General features: G+C 59.0%; 17 protein-coding genes and 1 pseudogene. 15 read left to right on the top strand and 3 right to left on the bottom strand.

Going from position 1 to position 19,153, the window contains the following annotated elements:
• The first annotated feature begins 144 nt into the window (after positions 1–144).
• The 3 genes from PV407_RS28545 to PV407_RS28535 all read left to right on the top strand — a co-directional run bounded on the left by PV407_RS28545 (position 145) and on the right by PV407_RS28535 (position 3,118).
• A complete protein-coding gene (locus tag PV407_RS28545; protein WP_332093403.1) occupies positions 145–1,326 on the top strand; it encodes an exo-beta-N-acetylmuramidase NamZ family protein in 1,182 nt (393 codons plus the stop codon).
• 67 nt (positions 1,327–1,393) lie between these two features.
• On the top strand, positions 1,394–2,353 hold the full coding sequence (locus PV407_RS28540) for a GNAT family N-acetyltransferase (RefSeq protein ID WP_332093402.1): 960 nt from the start codon (positions 1,394–1,396) through the stop codon (positions 2,351–2,353).
• A 54-nt stretch (positions 2,354–2,407) separates the two neighbouring features.
• Entirely contained in the window at positions 2,408–3,118 is a 711-nt protein-coding gene (locus PV407_RS28535; protein WP_332093401.1) for a PIG-L deacetylase family protein, read from the top strand.
• A gap of 119 nt (positions 3,119–3,237) precedes the next feature.
• On the opposite strand, the gene PV407_RS28530 is transcribed toward PV407_RS28535, so the two are convergent.
• Positions 3,238–4,131: an AraC family transcriptional regulator gene (locus tag PV407_RS28530; protein WP_332093400.1), complete on the bottom strand. Its 894-nt coding sequence runs from the start codon at positions 4,129–4,131 to the stop codon at positions 3,238–3,240.
• A gap of 279 nt (positions 4,132–4,410) precedes the next feature.
• On the opposite strand from PV407_RS28530, the gene PV407_RS28525 reads away from it, so the two are divergent.
• The 12 genes from PV407_RS28525 to PV407_RS28470 all read left to right on the top strand — a co-directional run bounded on the left by PV407_RS28525 (position 4,411) and on the right by PV407_RS28470 (position 17,515).
• The gene (locus PV407_RS28525; protein ID WP_332093399.1) at positions 4,411–5,709 is read left to right on the top strand and encodes an ABC transporter substrate-binding protein; all 1,299 of its coding nucleotides are present in this window, start codon (positions 4,411–4,413) and stop codon (positions 5,707–5,709) included.
• A 227-nt stretch (positions 5,710–5,936) separates the two neighbouring features.
• Positions 5,937–6,524 carry a DUF975 family protein gene (locus PV407_RS28520; RefSeq protein ID WP_332093398.1) on the top strand — a complete coding sequence of 196 codons (588 nt, stop codon included), beginning with the start codon at positions 5,937–5,939 and terminating at the stop codon, positions 6,522–6,524.
• Between the two features lie 125 nt (positions 6,525–6,649).
• Positions 6,650–8,134, top strand: a complete 1,485-nt coding sequence (locus PV407_RS28515; protein WP_332093397.1) for a spore germination protein — start codon at positions 6,650–6,652, stop codon at positions 8,132–8,134.
• Between the two features lie 5 nt (positions 8,135–8,139).
• A complete protein-coding gene (locus tag PV407_RS28510; protein ID WP_332093396.1) occupies positions 8,140–9,240 on the top strand; it encodes a GerAB/ArcD/ProY family transporter in 1,101 nt (366 codons plus the stop codon).
• Positions 9,237–10,349 (top strand): Ger(x)C family spore germination protein, encoded by a 1,113-nt coding sequence (locus PV407_RS28505; protein WP_332093395.1) that lies wholly within the window; start codon positions 9,237–9,239, stop codon positions 10,347–10,349. Before PV407_RS28510 ends, PV407_RS28505 begins: the two co-directional genes overlap by 4 nt.
• A gap of 93 nt (positions 10,350–10,442) precedes the next feature.
• On the top strand, positions 10,443–11,852 hold the full coding sequence (locus tag PV407_RS28500) for an MATE family efflux transporter (protein WP_332093394.1): 1,410 nt from the start codon (positions 10,443–10,445) through the stop codon (positions 11,850–11,852).
• A 220-nt stretch (positions 11,853–12,072) separates the two neighbouring features.
• Positions 12,073–13,035, top strand: a complete 963-nt coding sequence (locus PV407_RS28495; protein ID WP_332093393.1) for a hypothetical protein — start codon at positions 12,073–12,075, stop codon at positions 13,033–13,035.
• Positions 13,036–13,217: 182 nt separating this feature from the next.
• Positions 13,218–13,964: an ABC transporter ATP-binding protein gene (locus PV407_RS28490; RefSeq protein ID WP_332093392.1), complete on the top strand. Its 747-nt coding sequence runs from the start codon at positions 13,218–13,220 to the stop codon at positions 13,962–13,964.
• Positions 13,948–14,700, top strand: coding sequence for an ABC transporter permease (locus tag PV407_RS28485; RefSeq protein ID WP_332093391.1), 753 nt, complete (start codon positions 13,948–13,950; stop codon positions 14,698–14,700). Before PV407_RS28490 ends, PV407_RS28485 begins: the two co-directional genes overlap by 17 nt.
• Positions 14,701–14,761: 61 nt before the next feature.
• Complete coding sequence (locus PV407_RS28480; RefSeq protein WP_332093390.1) at positions 14,762–16,285, top strand: sensor histidine kinase; 1,524 nt, start codon at positions 14,762–14,764, stop codon at positions 16,283–16,285.
• Positions 16,282–16,971, top strand: a complete 690-nt coding sequence (locus PV407_RS28475) for a response regulator transcription factor (protein ID WP_332093389.1) — start codon at positions 16,282–16,284, stop codon at positions 16,969–16,971. The genes PV407_RS28480 and PV407_RS28475 overlap by 4 nt, the downstream gene beginning before the upstream one ends.
• 40 nt (positions 16,972–17,011) lie before the next feature.
• On the top strand, positions 17,012–17,515 hold the full coding sequence (locus PV407_RS28470; protein WP_332093388.1) for a hypothetical protein: 504 nt from the start codon (positions 17,012–17,014) through the stop codon (positions 17,513–17,515).
• A 91-nt stretch (positions 17,516–17,606) separates the two neighbouring features.
• Here PV407_RS28470 and PV407_RS28465 read toward each other — a convergent pair whose 3' ends face one another.
• Together PV407_RS28465 and PV407_RS28460 are read right to left on the bottom strand one after the other, a co-directional pair.
• Positions 17,607–17,828, bottom strand: a complete 222-nt coding sequence (locus tag PV407_RS28465; RefSeq protein WP_332093449.1) for a sodium-independent anion transporter — start codon at positions 17,826–17,828, stop codon at positions 17,607–17,609.
• A gap of 228 nt (positions 17,829–18,056) precedes the next feature.
• Positions 18,057–18,997 (bottom strand): annotated as a pseudogene (locus tag PV407_RS28460) (SulP family inorganic anion transporter); the annotation flags it as partial.
• Between the last annotated feature and the right edge of the window lie 156 nt (positions 18,998–19,153).

The following is a 19,153-nucleotide window of genomic DNA, read 5'->3' as shown; positions in this document are numbered from 1 at the left end:
CCGAATAAAGGAAAGGCAGCCTCTAAAATATTATTTTATATGAACTTATTTTTGTTGAAATAATGTTTCGTAGTGCTATAATGGGGCTGTACGCCGACGGAAACGTCGCAAACGAATATCGGAATCGAATGGAGGAACACTCAATTGGAACGATCGAATCGGCAGCCTGTTTTCTCCGGAGCCGACCGGCTGGCCCGCTCCGCGGCGCAGTACCTGGACGGCAAGCGCTTCGGCTTGCTTACGAATCATACCGGCATTACGAGAGATTTCCGCTCCACGATCGACGTGTGCGCCAGCCAGAGCGCGGGGAAGCTGACCGCCATGTTCGCCTGCGAGCACGGCATTCGCGGGGAACGGCAGGCGGGAGTCTTGTTCGAGGATGAGGTCGACCCGGAACTCGGCATTACCGTTTACAGCCTGTACGGCAAACATCGGGCGCCGACGCCGGACATGCTCGAACCGCTCGACGCCATCGTGTTCGACTTCCAAGATTTGGGCGTTCGCTTTTTTACGTATTTGACTACGCTGATTTATACGATGCAGGCGTGCGCGAAAGCCGGCAAAGAGCTGATCGTGCTCGATCGGCCGAACCCGCTCGGCGGCCTGCAGGTCGAAGGCGGCCTGCTGCGCGAAGGGTTCCAATCGATGGTCGGCGGCTGGAAAATCCCGTTCCGCACCGGACTGACGATCGGCGAATTCGCCCGGCTCGTTAACGACCAGTCGGGGATGAACTGCAATTTGCAGGTCGTGCCGCTGGAAGGCTGGACGCGGGACATGGAGTTTCCGCAAACGGGGCTTCCGTGGACGATGCTGTCCCCGAACATGCCGACGATGGATACGGCGCGCGTTTATGCCGGCACATGCCTGTTCGAAGGAACGAACCTGTCCGAAGGGAGAGGGACGACGCGTCCGTTCGAGCAGATCGGAGCGCCGTGGCTGAACGGCAAGCGGGTCGCCGAGGCGATGAACAAGCGCGGCCTGCCGGGAGTCGTGTTCCATCCGGTCTATTTCACGCCGATGTTTTCCAAGCATCAAGGCGCGATATGCAGCGGGATTCAGGTGTATGTGACCGATCCGAAGACGTATCAGCCGGTGCGCACCGGGCTGTACCTGGTCGAGCAGGTGCAGAAGATGCACCCGGACCATTTCGCTTGGCTGCCGCCGTTTAAAGAAGGCTCGAAGTCGTTCATCCAGCTGCTGACCGGGAGCGACGTTGTCCCGCAGACGCTGCACGAGCCGGGAGCCGGCGAGAAAATCGCGGACGAATGGGACAAGGAAGCGGCCGAGTGGGCCAAAACCCGCGAACCGTATTTGCTGTACGAATAAATAAGGCATTTGACCGAAGACATTCGACGATGTGCATGTAACGTTAAAAAGGCAGGGAGAGATTCAAATGACCGAGGTCGTTTACCGGCATTACGCGTCAGGCGACGAGAAGGCGATCGTGGAGCTGTGGAACGACTGCCTGCATCACGATCCGATTACGCCGCTTCGTTTCCGCAACATGGTGCTGCTCGATGCGAACTTCGATCCGGAAGGGCTGCGTCTCGCGTTCGAAGGCGAGCGGCTTGTCGGCTTCGTTTACAGCGTAAGACGGCTGCTGCCGATGGTCGGAACGGAGCTGGAGCCGGACAACGGCTGGATTACGGCTTTCGCCGTGGCGCCGGACAAACGCCGGCAAGGGATCGGCTCCCGGCTCGTGCGCGAGGCGTTCGACTTTTTGATCCGCCACGGCCGGAAGCACGTCTTTTTCTCCTCCTACGCTCCGAACTATTTCGTTCCGGGCGTCGACGAGGAAAGCTACCCGGAAGGGTACGCGTTTTTGCTGAAGCACGGCTTTGCCCGGCTGTACTCGCCGGTCGCGATGGACTATTCGCTCGTCCGGTACTCGATGCCGGACGACGTCAAAGCGCTGAAGCGCGCGCGCGAAGCGGAAGGGTACGCGTTCGGGCTGGCGCAGGACCGCGATCTCGTGGACGTGATCCGGTTTGCCGGCGACGTGTTCAACCCCGACTGGGGGCGCGCGATTCGCGAAGGCGTATTGCGCGGACTGCCGCTTTCGGCGATCCATGTCGCCCGCGAAAACGGCAGGCTCGTCGGCTTTTGCATGCACGCCGGCTATGAGGGAGTCGCGGAGCGGTTCGGACCGTTCGGCGTCGATCCGTCGCAGCAGGGCAAAGGGCTCGGCAAAATTTTGCTGCACGACTGCTTGACGAACATGCGGGCGCAAGGGCTGCACGGCGCCTGGTTTTTGTGGACGGGCGAAACGACGACCGCCGGGCATTTGTACAAGAAGCTCGGCTTCGAAATTACGCGCCGGTTCCACGTCTGCAAAAAAAGCTTCGAAAACTGAGTCGTCCCCGTTTCGTTACGCACGGCTATAGGTGATGAAGGGAGAACGTTACACATGTCGGAACAACAAAAGCATCACATTTTGGCGATCAGCGCGCACGCGGGCGACCAGGAGCTGACGGCCGGAGCGACGATCGCGAAATATACGCAGGCGGGCCACAAAGCGACGTTTCTGCATTTGTCGCCGGGCGAGAAAGGCCATCCGCGGCTGAGCCCGGACGAATACGCGAAGCAAAAAATCGAGGAATCGTACAAGGCGGCGGACATTCTCGGCGCCGACGTTCGCTACTTGCAGTACAAGGACGCGGAAATTCCGGTCAACGACCAGATCAAGTACGAAGTGGCCGACATTATCCGCGAGCTGAAGCCGGACATCATCATTACGCACTGGAAAAACAGCATTCATAAAGACCATGCGAACACGCACAAAATCGTCGAGGACGCGCATTTCTATGCGGCGCTGAAAACGATCGAGCGCGACCTGCCGAGCCATTACGCGAAAAAAATATATTACTCGGAAAACTGGGAAGATATGCACGAGTTCGTGCCGGAAGTGTTCGTCGACATTCCGGAGGAGGCGTTCGAGGCGTGGATCAAGGCGCTCGGCGTCTACGCGTTCGCCCGCGGGGAAACGTACGGCTTCCCGTACATCGACTACTACAAGGCGCTTACCGTCGTACGCGGCGCTCCCGTATATTTCAAGCGCGCGCAAGGCTTCATGGTACCGAGAGGCGCGTTGAACAAGCGTCTGCAATGGTTCGATTAATGCGCAAAAAGAGGCCGCGCGACCCGTTCGCCGGCCCGAAAAAGAGCCGTCTTCGCATCCGCTGCGGAGACGGCTTTTTTTGCTGCGCGCCGGTTGCGGGCCGGGCAAACCGAAGCCCGTTACACGGACGAGCCATAGCTTCTCGCGTTCATTTGCTTGATAAACGCTTTGGGCGTGTTTCCGTTGTACCGCTTGAACAGCTTGTAAAACTGCGCGGGATTGTCGAAGCCGACGAGTCCGCTGATTTCCGTCACGCTGAGCGGCTCCGTCAGCAGCAGCGTTTCCGCTTTGCGGATCCGTTTAAGCTGAATATACTCCGTGAAGGACATGCCCATCGTTTTTTTGAAAAACTTCATAAAGTAATGATAATTGAAGTTGACCAGCCGGCTGACGTCCGCCAAGACGATGTTTTCGCCCAGATGGCTTTCGATATAATCGAGGGCGGGCCGCAGACGGTTCAGCTCCGAAGAAGGCTTCGTCCCCATCATGTCCGACACGTCGTGGCGTATCACCAGAAACAAAAATTGCTTGATCGCGCCGCTGATCGCAAGTTCGAACCCTTTTCGTTTATGCGCCATCTCGTCGTAAATAAACCGGACCAAACGGAACGTCTCTTCCCGGACCGTCCGATTTTGCTCCCAAATATAGTTGAGCTGGCTTAAAGGAACGGACGAATCCGAAAACGCTTTCAAATAAGGCATCGTGCTCGAATCGAAAAACCGGGGAACGTCGAATTGCAGGACGATATATTGGGTCGGCTCCTGCCTTAGCGACCGGTGAACCTCGTTGGACCCCAAAATCCAGACGTCCCCGGCTTTCAGCCGATACGAACGTTCCTTCGTCTCCATGGTCAGCGTACCTTCCGAAACGGCGATAACCTCGATCGCGGGGTGATAATGCCACGCCCCGAATTCGACGGCGTCGTACCGTTCGAAGGCGAGCGGAAACACGCGTAGCGACAGAAACGGATTTTCGTACGTAAACCATTCGCGCGATTGATCGTCCAGCTGCATGATCGACCTCCACTAGCTTTACGTTTTCCCGTCATCCCGGCGTATGCGGAGTAAGCGTTAAACCGGTCGGGGTCGCGGAATTTTGCGGATGGTATCCATTATAGCACAACAAAGGCAAAAAATGATGGGGCGCGGCGACGGCCGGCCATGGTTCCGGAGGACACTTTTCGCGAGAAAAAAGCCAGCATCGGAGAGGTTTCCGGCCGCCGATTTCTATACAATCAAACTGAGAAACGGCCAATCGCACGCTATTTATGGAAGACGGGGGCGAAGACGGGGATGAAAAACGGAAAAACGATGCTGCTGGTCGGTTTGGCGAGTTCGCTTGCACTCGCCGGCTGCTCCGGCGGCAAAGAGACGGCCGCAACGCCGGACGGCGGGGCTCCGGCCAAGCAGGAGCCGGTGACGATCCGCATTTATTTATGGGACCCGGTCAACGAAGATTTGTTCCAATCCGTTTTTGCGGAGCCGGTCAGAAAGAAATATCCGCACATTACGCTGGAGCCGATTACGAGAGGGAAAGACACGCAGCCCGAAACGCTGGCCGTCGGAGGAAGCGGCGCGGATATCATCATGGCGTGGAATTCGGTGCTGCCGCAGTTCACGAACCTGAAGCTGCTGTCCGACATCACGCCGAAGCTGAAGACGGAACAAATCGATTTGAACCGGTTCGATCCGCTGATCGTCGACGGGCTCAGGGACAACGACAACAAGAGCATTTTATACGGGCTCCCGTTCGGGGTCGATTTTTACGCCACGTTTTACAACAAGGACATTTTCGATAAATTCGGCGTGCCTTATCCGAAGGACGGCATGTATTGGGAGGACGCCATCGAGCTCGCCAAAAAGCTGACCCGGACCGAAGCCGGCGTTCAATACAAGGGGCTCGATCCCGAAGGCATCGAGAAGCTCGGCAATCCGCTGTCGCTGCAATTCGTCGATCCGAAAACGTCGAAGGCGAGCGTCAATACGGACCAATGGAAAAAAGTGTTCGAGCTGGCGAAAACGATCTACGCGATTCCCGGCAACGAAAACACCATATCGAATCACGCCGGCACGGTCGCCCGCTTCGTCAAAGACAAAAACGTGGCGATGTATCCGTCCCACGGCGTTCTCGGCGGCTTGGCGCAGTCCGATCTCAATTGGGACGTCGTCCAATATCCGAGCTACAGGGAGAGGCCGAACGCGTACGGGATGGTGCAGGCGTATGCGTTATGCATCACGACGAACAGCGCCAATCCGGATCAGGCTTTGAAGGTCATTCAGGTGCTGACCTCCGACGACGTGCAGATGGCGTATACGAAAAAGGCGGCGGTTCTTTCTCCGTTGAAAAATCCGGAGCTGCACAAATATTTCGGAGCCGACATGCCGATCCTGAAAGGGAAAAACGTCGAAGGCATTTTGAAAAGCAAGCCCGCGCCGTTTGCCGCGCAAAGCGTGTATTCCGGCAATGTCCGGGTCGTGCTGGAGAAGAAGTTTGCCGAGTATATGAAAGGAAAAGATTTGAACACCGCCCTGCGGGAAGCGGAGGAGGAAGGCAACAAAGGGATCGAGGCGAGCAAAGGGGCGGCGAAGTGATCGAAGCTTCGCTTCACTTTTGGGGGGAGGGGATCGGGGCCCCCGAAAAGTAATCGGACTAAGCTTCGAAGGCAAACTTCACTTTTTGGGGTTTTATAGCATAGAGGACAATACGGTACGAATATAATCCAATTGAAGTTGCGGGACGATCCGTCCCCGGGTCCGGTCCGGAACGAGCGGCCGGATCGCCCGCGGCGACAATAATCGATAACGGAGGAATCGTACCGATGCCGACAAGTAGCGAACTGCGGGCGACCGCAAGGAGAAGCCTGAGCGGGAATTGGCTTCCCGCGATTGGCATTGCGCTGTTGTTTGCCATCATCCTCGGAGTGCTCTCGTACATACCGTACATCGGAGGAATCGCGGTGCTTGTGCTCGGGGGACCGCTTACGCTCGGTCTCGTCACTTATTTTTTGCAGCTTCATCGCGGCGAGAAGCCGGTAGTCGGGGTGCTGTTCGGCTCGTTCGACCGCTTCGCTCCTTCGTTTCTCGTCTACTTGCTCGTGCAAATTTTCGTTTTTTTATGGACGCTGCTGCTGATCGTCCCGGGCATTATCGCGGCGCTTCGGTATTCGCAATCGTTCTACATCCTGAAGGATAACCCGAACATCGAAGCGATGGAGGCGATCCGCCAAAGCAAGCAAATGATGAAAGGGCACAAAGGACGGCTGTTCGTGCTGTATTTGACGTTTATCGGCTGGGCGATTTTGGCGGCGATCCCGTTCGGACTCGGCTTTATATGGCTGACTCCGTACATGATGGCGACGCAGGCGGCGTTTTACGAAGATTTGAAGGGGCGTACGCCGGCGGTGTGACGCCCGCCAACGGAATCGGCACCGGGAGCATCCCGGTGTTTTTTTTTGTATCGGCGAATTCATGGGTACGATGCCAATCGATGGGGAAAAGTATAAGCGTGACATTCGGCAAAGGGAGGGGCGCCATGAGGCTGTTCCGTCATTGGTTTGCAAAGCTGAACGGGCAACACCCGGAACGGGTTACGGTGAAAGCCGTGGGCTCGGACGAAAAGCCGACGTTCGGGCATATCGTCCGCCAGTTCGAGAATTGCTCGGATCTGGCGCATCGAAGTTATCCGCAGTGCGGCGCGGATGTGCTTTATATTAACGTTCTGGTCGGCAACGACGAGCTGATTCGCGACGTCGTCGAACCGCTCTCCCGCGCGACGGAAAGCGATATATCCGACCTGCTCGGCAGCTCGCCGTTTACGCCGGTTTACGATGCGAAGCAGTGCGTCAACGGCATCTTGTTCGGCAAGGCGGCGATTTTTCACCGCGACCGGACGTATTTGGTCGATATCGCCCATGCGACAGGCCGATCGGTCGAACAGTCCGAGACGGAAACGGTCATCGCCGGACCGCACGACGGGTTTGTCGAAAATGCGATGCAAAATTTGAGCGTGCTGCGACAGCGAATCCGCAGCTCCCATTTGAAAACGATCCGGCTGTCGGTAGGCGAAGTGACGAAAACGGAAGTCATTTTGGTATACATGGACGGCATCGTCGATCCGGACTATGTCCGGCTGCTTCAAGAACGAATCGCCAATCTCGAACTCGACGGCGTTTTCGAGGCGAATATGCTCGTCCAGCTGATCGACGACAACCCGAATTCCGTTTTCCCGCAATTTATGACGACGGAGCGTCCCGATGCGATCGCTTCCAAAATTATCGGGGGACGCATTGCCGGCATCGTGGACGGCAGCCCGTCTTTGTTCGCCTGCCCGACCGCCTTTTTCGACTTTTTCTCTTCGCCCGACGATTACTACCAGCGGTGGCTGCTCGGGACTTCGTTGCGCATTCTCCGGTTTGTCGGCTTCATCGTGACGATCGGGTTCACCGCTTTTTACGTCTCGGTGACGACGTTCCATTACGAAATGATTCCGCATACGATGCTGCTCAACTTGACCGAATCGCGGAGCAAGGTTCCGTTTCCTCCGCTTATGGAGGCGCTGCTGATGGAGACGACGATCGAGCTGCTGCGGGAAGCGGGAGCGCGGCTGCCGACGAAAATCGGGCAGACGATCGGCATCGTCGGCGGTATCGTCATCGGACAAGCCGCCGTGCAGGCCGGCTTTACGAGCAACATTTTGATCATCGCCGTCGCCACGTCCGCGATCGCCTCGTTCGTCATTCCCAGCTACGTCATGAGCGCGTCCATTCGGCTGATCCGGTTCGGACTCATCATTTTGGCGGGAATGCTCGGAAATTTGGGGCTTATGATGGGGATCGGCATGGTCATCATTCATTTGGCCGGCATAACGAACCTCGGCGCCTCTTATTTGACGCCGGTAGCGCCGGTGAACGTTACGGATATGCTCGATACGTTCGTACGCGGACCGCTGTGGGCGATCCGAAAACGGCCGTCCATCAGCAGGACGGACAATCCGATCAAAAATAAAATGAGGAAGTAACCCGAATGCACGTTAAAGAAAAACTGAGCAGCTTCCATATCGCGCTCCTCATTTACATGATTCAGCTGGACGTTACGGCGTTCGCCGTCCCGCGGCTCGTCGCGGAAAATTTCGGCACGAACGGCTGGCTCGGGCTTATTGTTCTGTCCGGCATCGTCTTGCTTAATCTGCTGCTGTACCGGATCGTCTACCGGCTCGGTAAAGGCGCCTCGGTGTTCGAGCTGGCCGAGGCGTCCGTGCCGAAGCCGCTGCTCGTCCCGCTGTACGTGCTGCTTGCCTTGTTTTGGGTCGCGCTCGGGGCGATGATCGGCAAACATTTTATTTTGATTTTTCGCTTAATCTCGTTTCAGACGACGAACCCGATGCTTATTTTTGTCCTGTTCTGCTTTATGGTGTACGCGCTGCTGACGAAGACGATATACGGCATCAGCAAGGCGAGCACCGTCTTCTTTTTTTTGTCGATCTGGATGCTCGTTCTAATCGTTTATTTCTGGAGCGACTGGAAGCTGCTCCGGTTTACGAATTTTTGGTTCCAAGGGGCCGAGAACGGAGGGATCGTTCACAACTGGGCGGAGGTGTACGCGGTTTTCGTCGGCTACGAGCTGTGCATGTTTTTGTTTCCGTTTACGGACGCCAAAAGCAGGCTGTTTCGCGGGGTTTTCATCGGCCATCTTACTTTTACGTTCGTCCTGCTGGTTACAACGTGGGTCGCCTTCGGTTTTTTCAGCTTCGAGCAGCTGAAGATGCTGCAATACCCGCTGATCAGCATGCTCGAATATATCGAGCTTCCGTTCATCAACCGGGTTGAAAATTTGGTGTTTACCTTTTTCCTGTTTTCCAACCTGATGTCGACGGTCATGTTTTGCTTCGCCGGGCTTACGACGCTTCGGCGGGTATTCCCGCGGGCCAGGCGCAAGCTGCTGGAAGCTTCCGTCGTATGCGCCGCTTACGGCATCGGCTGGATTCCGCAAATTCTCAGACAGTCGATGCTGCTGCTGCGGTTCATGTTCTATACCGAGATGGGGCTGGCGTTCGTCATCCCCGTTCTGCTCATACCGCTCGCCTGGCGGTACCGGACGAAAAAGGGAGGCGACGCGACATCATGAGGAGCGTCCTGGCACTATTGGCGACCGTTGTCTTGATCCTGGCGACCGGCTGTACGGACGAAAAAGTGTTGGAGAAGGTCGGCTTCTTGCGAAGCATCGCTTACGATACGGCGGGGGAAGACGAGCCCGACAAGCTGCGGGTAACGGTCAGCATCCCGTTGTCGAATCAAAAGCAAACGGTGATTTACTCCACGATCGCGAGTACGTCGGAAGAGGCGATGCTCGTCTTTAATCGGCAAAATAACCGGGAAATCGTAAAAGGGCAGCTGCGCCAAGTGCTGATCGGGGAAACGCTCGCCAAAAAAGGAATCTGGGAGCACGTCGGCCTGCTGATGCGCGATCCTTCGGTCGGAAGCCGCGTTCACGTCATCGTCGTGGAAGGCGATACGCAGAAGCTCCTGTCGCGAAGCTACGCGCATCACTCGACGGCCGGCGAATATATCGATAATTTGATACGAACCGTTGTTCATACCGGGGACGTTCCCGATACGAACATCCACCGGTTCATGAGAGACTATTACGACGACGGCATCGAACCGGTCGCGACGATCATTCGAGGGACGGCGAAACATTTGGTCATCGACGGCATCGCCCTGTTCAAGCGGGACCGCATGGTCGGCCGGGTGGAGCCGGACGACAAAACGCTGTTCGGCCTGCTGTACGGCAACGTGCGGACGGGCAAAATGTTTATGGATTTGTCGGCGAACAACGGGCATGGCGACAAGGTGTCGCTGAACTATTTGGTAAGCGACAGAAAGGTGACGATCGATTCGTTCGATCCGCAGCGGAAGGATAAGCCGCTGAAGGCGACGGTGCGGCTGAAAATCAGAGGCTCCCTGCTCGAGTATATCGGCGACCGCTCGATGCAAAATTTTCGCGACCAGCGGCTGCTCGAAGCGGAAATGACGGAATTCGTGCGGCGCCGATGCCAGGAACTGCTCGAGCTGATGCAAAAATGCGGCGCCGATTCGATCGGCATCGGCCAGCATGCGAGAAACAAAGTAAGCTATGAGCAGTGGAAACGGCTGGAATGGAACGACGTTTTTTCCAAAGCGGATATCCGCGTCGTGGCGGACGTGAAAATCAAAGATTTCGGAAAAGTGCAATAACGGCCATCCCGTAGTCGCGAAGGGCGAACGTATGCTATGATGCAGTTGCCGATAGTCGGCGACATTCTTTTTCGTGTAAGGAAAGGTGACATCATGAAGCACTCCAGCTCCTCGGACATTCCCGCTTCTTCCGGCAGCCGCGACATGCGGCTGTTTCGGCTCACGTGGCCGATTTTTCTCGAAATGCTGCTGTTTCTGCTTATGGGCAGCGTCGATCTCTTCATGCTCAGCCGCGTATCCGACAATGCCGTCTCGGCGGTCGGGGCGTCCAACCATATAATTACGATCGCGATACTCGTGCTCGAGGTGATCGGAAACGGCGCGGCGATCGTCCTGTCGCAATATATCGGGGCGCGGCAGCATTACGAAGCGGCGCGCATCGCCGCCGTGGCGGTCGCGCTGAACGCGATCGTCGGTCTCTTTCTCAGTCTCGCGTTTCTCGCGGGGAGCGGACGGATGCTGACGGCGATGAATTTGCAGGGCGACATACTCGAGTACGCCGATGCGTATCTGGTTATCGTGGGCGGCGGCATCGTGCTGCAGGCGCTGATCAATATCATGGCGGCGATCGTCCGGACGTACGGGTTTACGAAAGAAACGATGCTCGTGTCGCTCGGCATGAACCTGATTCACGTCGCATTGAATTACGCGCTTATTTTCGGCCATTGGGGCTTTCCCGAACTGGGCGTCCAAGGGGCCGCGATTTCGACGGTGGCCAGCCGGTTCGTTTGCCTTGTCGTTTTCATAGGGCTGATGTACCGGGTCATGGAAGTACGGATCGCCTTCGGGCACTATTTCGAATTTCCGAAAGCGTACGTTCGAAAAATATTGAAAATCGGCCTTCCTTCCGCTTTCGAGCAAATCATGTACCAATGCTGCCAGCTCGTCTTCGTCTTCTACACGACGTTTCTCGGGGCGACCGCTCTCGCCGCCAAGCAGTACGCCTCGAACATGTCGATGTACATTTATTTGTTCAGCGCGGCGGTCGGCATGGGAACGGCGATCGTGACGGGCCGGCTCGTCGGGGCGGAGCGGCACGGCGACGCGTACCGCCGCGTATGGTCGAGCGTCCGATGGGCGCTCGCGATCACGGTGCTGATCGATGCGCTCGTCATCGCGTTTCGCGTGCCGCTGTTCGGCCTGTTTACGGACGACCCGGACATTGTCCGGCTCGGCGCGCAAGTTTTGCTGCTCAGCATCGTACTCGAAACGGGACGAACGTGCAACATGGTCATCATCAACTCGCTCCGGGCGGCCGGCGACGCGACGTTCCCGGTTTATATGGGCGTGCTGTCCATGGTGTGCATGAGCCTGCCGCTGGGCTATTGGCTCGTGTTCCGCCTCGATTTGGGGCTAGTCGGCATATGGCTGGCGATAGCGGCGGACGAATGGCTGCGCGCGGTCATTATGTTTTTCCGATGGAGAAGCCGGGCGTGGGCGAACAAAGGGTTGGTCGACCGGGGCGGGGCGCAGGAGCCGGCTTCGGCGGCGACATCGACGTGAACGGCCGCATCGTGCGGCAGCCGAACCGGCTTGCGGATGCAGCCGGTTTTTTGGTCCGCGGAAGGCGCCTGACGAAGCCTTCGCGCCGTCGCCTAACGTTGCCTATTTTCGCGATTTGGCGGCCGGACCGAATTTTATACTTTTTTTACATTTCGTTTACGGCGGTTTTAGACCTCCCGGCTATTCTAAAGATGCAGCAACCAACCAGGAGGGATGAGAAATGAACAACAACAAAAAATGGATCGCGATGGGAGCCGGCCTCGGCATCGGCGCGGTCATGCTGACCGTCAGCGGGCTGTCGGCGATGGCGGGCACATCCGGCTACGACGCGTGGAAATCGGCGGTCAAGCAGACGCATACGGCGACCAGCTTCGCCGCGCAGGCGGGCGTCGTCGTTTCCGACGGCGGCACGAAGCTGATCGAAGCGCAAACGGCATTTAAAAAAGACGGCGCCGCCGCAAGCGGGGACGTCCGGGTAAGCGCCGGGGGCGCGTCGCACGGCATGAACGTATACGTCCAGGACGGCAAAACGATTTTGAAGCCGGGCGACAGCGACGTATACCGCATCGTGGAGCACGGCAAGGGCGAAGGCGGCGGGCACGGTCCGAAAAACGGCGCGGCGCATGCCCCGGACCCCGAATTGGCGCAAAAGCTGGAGCGGGTGTTCGATGCGCTCGTCGGCAATTTGAAAGACCGGGTGACGCTTGACGAAAACGCCGACGGCAGCAAGCGGGTGGCGCTCAGCCTGAGCGGCAACCAGGTGCCGGTAGCGGTCAACGCGATCGGCTCGCTGCTCATCGGCCATGCCGGAGGCGAGCACGGGGAGCGCGGCGGCGCGCACGGCTGGGCGAAAGGTCACGGGCGGGGGAACGACGGCTCGGATCCCGGCGCCGGTCCGCTGTTCGCGCCGGACACGATGCCGAACTTGCCGAAGCTGACGCAGGACGTCCGCATCGACGAAATCAAGCTGAACGCCACGATCGACGCGAACAATTACGTAGACGACCAATCGGCGGAAATCCAAATTTCCGGCAAAGACGACTCCGGGGCGGCGCACACCGTCGTCATCGCGGCGAAGCTCGACCTGAGCGGCGTCAACGCGACGAAAGCCGACTCGGTCGACTTGACCGGCAAGACGGTGGAGCCGATCGAGCCGAAAAAAGGGGAGCGCGGCGGCCGCTGATTCGCTGACGCGGCCTGGCGCCGTCCGAGCAGGGCCAAGCGCCGGTCGCGGCAGGGACGCGGCGCGGGCTCCGCCGGATCGTACGACCGGCGATGGCCGGCAGCGCCCGCCGGCTTCGGCGATCGGCGGACCGCCGCCCGCTTCCGCCGCCACCCGCACCGACCGAAAGGAGCGTTTCGCCAATGGAAGCAGTTTTGCAAGTGCGCGGGCTGAACAAAAAGTACCGCAACGGGCGCGGCGTCCGGAACGTCGATTTCACGGTGCGCCGCGGAGACGTATTCGGCTTGTGCGGCCCGAACGGCTCCGGCAAAACGACCGCGCTTAAACTCGTGACCGGACTGATCCGGGCCGACGGCGGCGACGTCGCGCTGTTCGGGGAGCCGATGCCGCACCGGTTCGAGTCCGCCATGAGGCGGGTCGGCTGCATGGTCGAATCGGCCGACGTGTATCCGTACATGAGCGGGTATATGAATTTGAAGCTTGCCGCGCGCTTTTATCCCGGGCTGAAGCATACGCGCATCGACGAGGTGCTGGAATGGGTCGGCCTCGCCCCGTACCGGCGGGAAAAGGCGGGGAGCTATTCGCTCGGCATGAAGCAGCGGCTCGCGCTGGCCGCCGTTCTGCTGAACGATCCCGAGCTGGTCATTCTCGACGAGCCGGCGAACGGGCTCGACATCGAAGGAACCGTCATGCTGCGGGAGCTGATCGGTCGGCTGGCGGCCGAGCGCGGCACGACGTTTCTCGTCTCCAGCCATATGCTGGACGAGATGGAGCGGATGTGCAGCCGGGTCGGCTTCATGTACGGCGGAGCCCTCCTTCGCGAAGCGGCGATCGGCGAGCTGACGGCGGAAGCGGGCGGCCTGGAGCAAGCGTATTTGGCGGAAATCCGCAAAGCGAAGGAGGGGATCGCGCATGTCGGAGTGGTATAGCCTGTACGCGAACGCGCACAACGAAACGATCAAGCTGCTGGCGCAGACGAAGACGAAGCTGGCCGTCGCGCTGACCGCGCTCGTGCCGGTCGCGGCGGCGCTTCTGCTCGGCCGATTGCGCACCGGCATCGGTCTCGGGCCGCTGCGCGATTTCCCGCAGCTGATGCTCGATCTGTTCGCGACCGCCCTGCTGCCGCTGTTTCTGTTTATGGCCGCCGCCGAGTCGTTTTCCGGCGAATACGCCGACCGAACGATCAAGCTCGTGCTGCTGCGGCCGATATCGCGGGCGAAGGCGTTCGCCTCCAAGGTGGCGGCGCTGCTGCTGTACGCCGCGGCGCTGCTCGCCGTCGTCTGGCTCGTCTCGACCGCCGCCGCGCTCGTCCTGGACGGCGGAGCGGCGCTGGCCGGGCTGCCGGACTCGATCGTCGCCTATGCCGCCGCCTTCGTGGCGATGGCCGCGATCGGGACGGCCGCCGCGTTCGTGGCGCAATGGCTGCGCAGCGGCGTCGGCACGCTCGCCCTGTGCGTCGTCTTGTACGCCGGCGCAAAGCTGCTGCCGTTCTTTTTCCCGGAAGCGGCCGCCTGGTCGTTCGTGACGTATGCCGACTGGCATTCGCTGTGGGTCGGCGGCGCCGTCGCCTCCGGCAAGCTGCTGCAAATTTTTGTTTTTTTGCTCGCGAGTTGTATGATAAGCTATACGGCGGGCTGGTATTTGTTCGAGAAAAAAGCGTTCTAGGGATACCGGACACGGACGCTATAAGCGCAGTCCAATCAACCTGCGACGGGAGGGAACGCCGATGTCGATCCGCAAAAAGCTGCTGCTGTCCAATTTCGGCATGGTGCTCATCCCGATCGTGCTGTTTTTCGTCTGCATCATGCTGCTGTATGCCGTGTTTATGCGCGACATTCGGGGCATCAAGGAATATTACGGGGATACGGAAGTCGGCGGAAGAGGGCTTGCTTACGTTCACCAACAGTTTGAGAAAAAGAACGTGCTGATTTCGGGCATTCAGTTTTTGACCGAATACGAGCCGGAAAAGCTGAGCGATAGCGGCTTCCTGAACGAGATGAGCCGAAGGCTCGACGAGCTGAAGGCCGGCCTCGTCGTCGCGCGCGGCGGAACGCCGACGTTCGTATCGTCGTACGTCCAAGGCGTCGACTTCGCCCAGCTGGAAGCTTCGGGGGAGAGCGGGCACCACGGGTCGGAAGGGCGGGGAGGCGAAATCTTTTTCCGGGCCGGCGACCGGGACTATTCGGTCGTGCGGTACGAGGGGACGTTCGCCGACGGCAGCCGGCTCGCCGCCTACGTATTGTCCGATATGAGCCCGATGGCCCGCTTGTTTCCGAAAATCGTTCCGGTCGCCATCGTCACGCTTCTGCTCATCCTCGTGCTGACGAACGGCGTGCTGACGCTGCTCGTCTCGCGCAGCTTCATCCGGCCGCTGTACGCGCTGAAAGACGCGGCGGAGCGAATCAAGGACGGCGATCTCGACCGCGGCGTGCAGCTAAGCTCCCGCAAGGACGAATTCGGGGAGCTCGCCGAGGCGTTCGAAGAAATGCGGGCGCGCCTGAAGCGGTCGATCGGCCTGCAGCTGCAGTACGAGGAAAACCGCAAGGAGCTGCTGTCGAGCATTTCGCACGATTTGAAGACGCCGATCACGGCGATCAAAGGGTGCGTGGAGGGCATCCTCGACGGCATTGCCGATACGCCCGAGAAGCGGAACAAATATATGCGGATGATTTCCAAAAAAGCGGCCGACATGGACCGGCAAATCGACGAGCTGTTTTTGTTTTCGAAGCTCGACTTGAAGCGGGTTCCGTTCCATTTCGAGAAGCTCGAGCTCGTTGCGTACGCGGAGGAGCATGCGGAGGAGCTCCGGCTTCAGCCGCAAAACGCGGACATCGAATTTACGGTCGAGGCCGGGGGACTGTCCGGCGTCTACGTGCGAGGGGACCGCGAGAAGCTGCACCGCGTCATTCAAAACGTCGTCGACAACAGCATCAAATATTTGGATAAGCGGCCGAAACGAATCGGCTTCGAGCTGTCCGTCACCCCGGACGAGGCGATCCTGCGCATTCGCGACAACGGGGCGGGCATCGGGCCCGAGGCGCTGCCGCACATTTTCGACCGGTTTTACCGGGCCGACCCGTCGCGAACCGGCAACGGAGGCGGGAGCGGTCTCGGCCTCGCCATCGTGAAGCAAATCGTCGAGGAACACGACGGGCGCGTATGGGCGGACAGCGTCCCCGGCGAAGGGACGGTCATCGCGATCGCGCTGCCGAGAGCGCCGCAAAGCGGGACGGGAGGAGAACCAGGATGAAAAAAGTGCTCATCATCGAAGACGATCCGGTCATTGCGGAAGTGCAGCGCGACTATTTGGAGGCCGGCGGATTCCGGACCGATGTCGCGTCGAGCGGGGACGTCGGGCTCGAGCTCGCGTTAAAAGGCGGGTACGATCTCATCATCCTCGATCTGATGCTGCCGAAGACGGACGGGTACGAAATATGCCGCCAAGTCCGAGAGGCGTCGAACGTTCCGATTTTGATCGTATCGGCGAAAAAGGAAGAGGTCGATAAAATTCGCGGCTTCGGCCTCGGCGCGGACGATTACATCATCAAGCCGTTCGGCCTCGGCGAGCTGGTGGCGAGGGTGAAGGCGCATTTGGCCCGCTACGAGCGGCTGGTCGGCGGCGGCGAGCCGAAGCCGGACGAAATCCGGCTGCGCGGCATCCGCATCGACAAGCTGTCCCGGCGCGTATACGTGAACGAAGCGGAGGTGACGTTTACGTCCAAGGAGTACGACCTGCTGCTGTTTCTCGTCATGCATCCGAACCGGGTGTTCACGAAGGACGAACTGTTTCAGAAAATATGGGGCTTCGACTCGCTCGGCGATATCGCCACCGTAACGGTGCATATCAGCAAGCTGCGCGAAAAAATCGAGTCCGATCCGTCCAGGCCGCAATATATCGAAACGATTTGGGGCGTCGGCTACCGGTTCAACCTGTAACGGGAGGAGAGCCGGTTCGCGCCCGGTTGGAGGGATTTATGTGAATAAAATCACAAACTCGCAAAAAAAGCTGCTGCTGGCCGTCCATCTGCTGTTCGCCTCCATCATGCTCGGCAGCATGGTCATCTTTCTCGTCATGAACATTACGGCCGCGGGGACGCGCAACCCCGAGCTGTTTCAAGCATGCTACGCCGTTATGCTCGTGCTCGCCCGCTCGTCGGTTCGCGCCTCGACGATCGGTACGGTCGTCACCGGCGTGCTGCTGTCCGTGCTGACCCATTGGGGGCTGCTGCGCTATTACTGGATCATCGCGAAGGAGCTGCTGACGGTCGCGGCGATCGGCATCGGCATGGTCGGCATCTATGTCTGGACGCTGAAGGCGGCCGACCTGTCGGGCCGGCTCGGGATGGACGCGCTGCACGATCCGGCGTTTTTGGCGAACCGCGTTTATTTGTTCGCCGGCGTCGTCTTCCAAATCGTTTCGCTGGCCGGCATGTTTCTGTTGTCCGTCTACAAGCCGTGGGGCAAACGCGCCCGCCGGTAGCCGCGGGCGGACATGCGGACCGGGCCCGCCGGTTCCCGGCCCAAGCGAGGCGGGGCATGCCCGTCCGGGCAAACAGGCACGCCGCTTCGCCTCAATGCCCCGACGCGGCGGCGAGGCCGACCTGTTCGACGAGCTTCCGGCTTTCCTCGTTCAAGCCGACGATCGCCGCCCGTTTGCCCGCCTTCTCGTACTTGAGCGTCGCCTTCGCGATCGCCGTCACGGCCGAATGGTCCCAAACGTGGGACGCGGAAAAATCGATCACGACCGATTCGGGATCGTTTTTGTAATCGAACAAATCGGCAAAATGCCACATCGTCCCGAAAAACAGCTGGCCCGTGATCCGGTATACCTTCGTTCCGTCCGGCTGGACTACGGCGTTCGCCGCGATCTTCGCGCTTCTCCAGCCGTAGATCAGGGCGCTTAAGACGACGCCGGATACGACGCCGATCGCCAGGTCGGAGGTCGCGACGACGATCGCTACCGTCACGATCATGACCAGCGCGTCGCTGCGCGGAATGTTCAGGATCGTTCTCACCGAGCCCCAGTCGAACGTTCCGATCGAAACCATAATCATGACGCCGACGAGCGCGGCCATCGGAATTTGCTTCACCACGCCGCCGAGCGCCAGAATGAGCACGAGCAAAAAGACGCCGGCGACGAACGTCGACAGGCGCGACCTTCCGCCGGACTTGACGTTGATGACCGTTTGGCCGATCATCGCGCAGCCCGCCATACCGCCGAAAAAGCCGGAGACGATGTTGGCGATGCCTTGGCCGCGCACTTCTTTGTTTTTTCGCTTTTCGTATCGGTCATTTCGTCCACGATCGTCGCCGTCATCAACGACTCCGTCAGGCCGACGACGGCGAGCGCCAACGAAAACGGCAGCAGGCCCACCAGCGTCGCGAAGGACAGCTCGATGTCCGGAATATGGAAAAACGGCAGCGCCTGCTTGATTTCCCCCATATCGCCGACGGTGCGCAGATCCAAAGGCAGCGTCATCGACAAAGCGGTCATGACGATAATGGCGACGAGGGCGGACGGAACCGCTTTGGTCAGCAGCGGCAGCAAGTAAATGACGGCCAACGTGGCCGCCACCATCGCGTACATGTGCCAGCTCGCCCCGCGGAAGTTCGGAAGCTGCGCCATGAAGATAATGATGGCCAGCGCGTTCACGAAGCCGGTCACGACGGAATGGGGGATGAACGTAATGAATTTCCCGAATTTGAGCAAGCCCATTACGTATTGAATGATGCCCGTCATAATCGTCGCGGCGAACAAATATTCGATCCCGTAGCCGGCGATAATCGGCCCCATCAGCGAAGCCATCGCCCCGGTCGCTGCGGAGATCATTCCCATCCGTCCGCCGACGAACGAAATCGTCACGGCGATGCAGAACGAAGCGTACAAGCCGACCATCGGGTCGACTCCCGCCAAAATGGAGAAGGCGATCGCCTCCGGGATGAGCGCCAGAGCGACCGTCATGCCGGAAAGCACGTCGCGATGAACGTTGAACAGCCAATCGCTTTTCAGTTTTCGGTACAGCAAAAAACAATCCACTCCCGTTCTGTTTTAGGTGGACTTCTCTCTCCGGAGAAAGTCGCGGGTCCGATCCAACGCTATAAATTTCGTTCAAACAAT

The organism is Paenibacillus sp. GYB003 (assembly GCF_036577625.1).
Lineage (GTDB): Bacteria > Bacillota > Bacilli > Paenibacillales > NBRC-103111 > Paenibacillus_AB.
The sequence above is the reverse complement of the archived record's forward strand: the minus strand, read 5'-3'. Positions and strand labels throughout refer to the sequence as shown.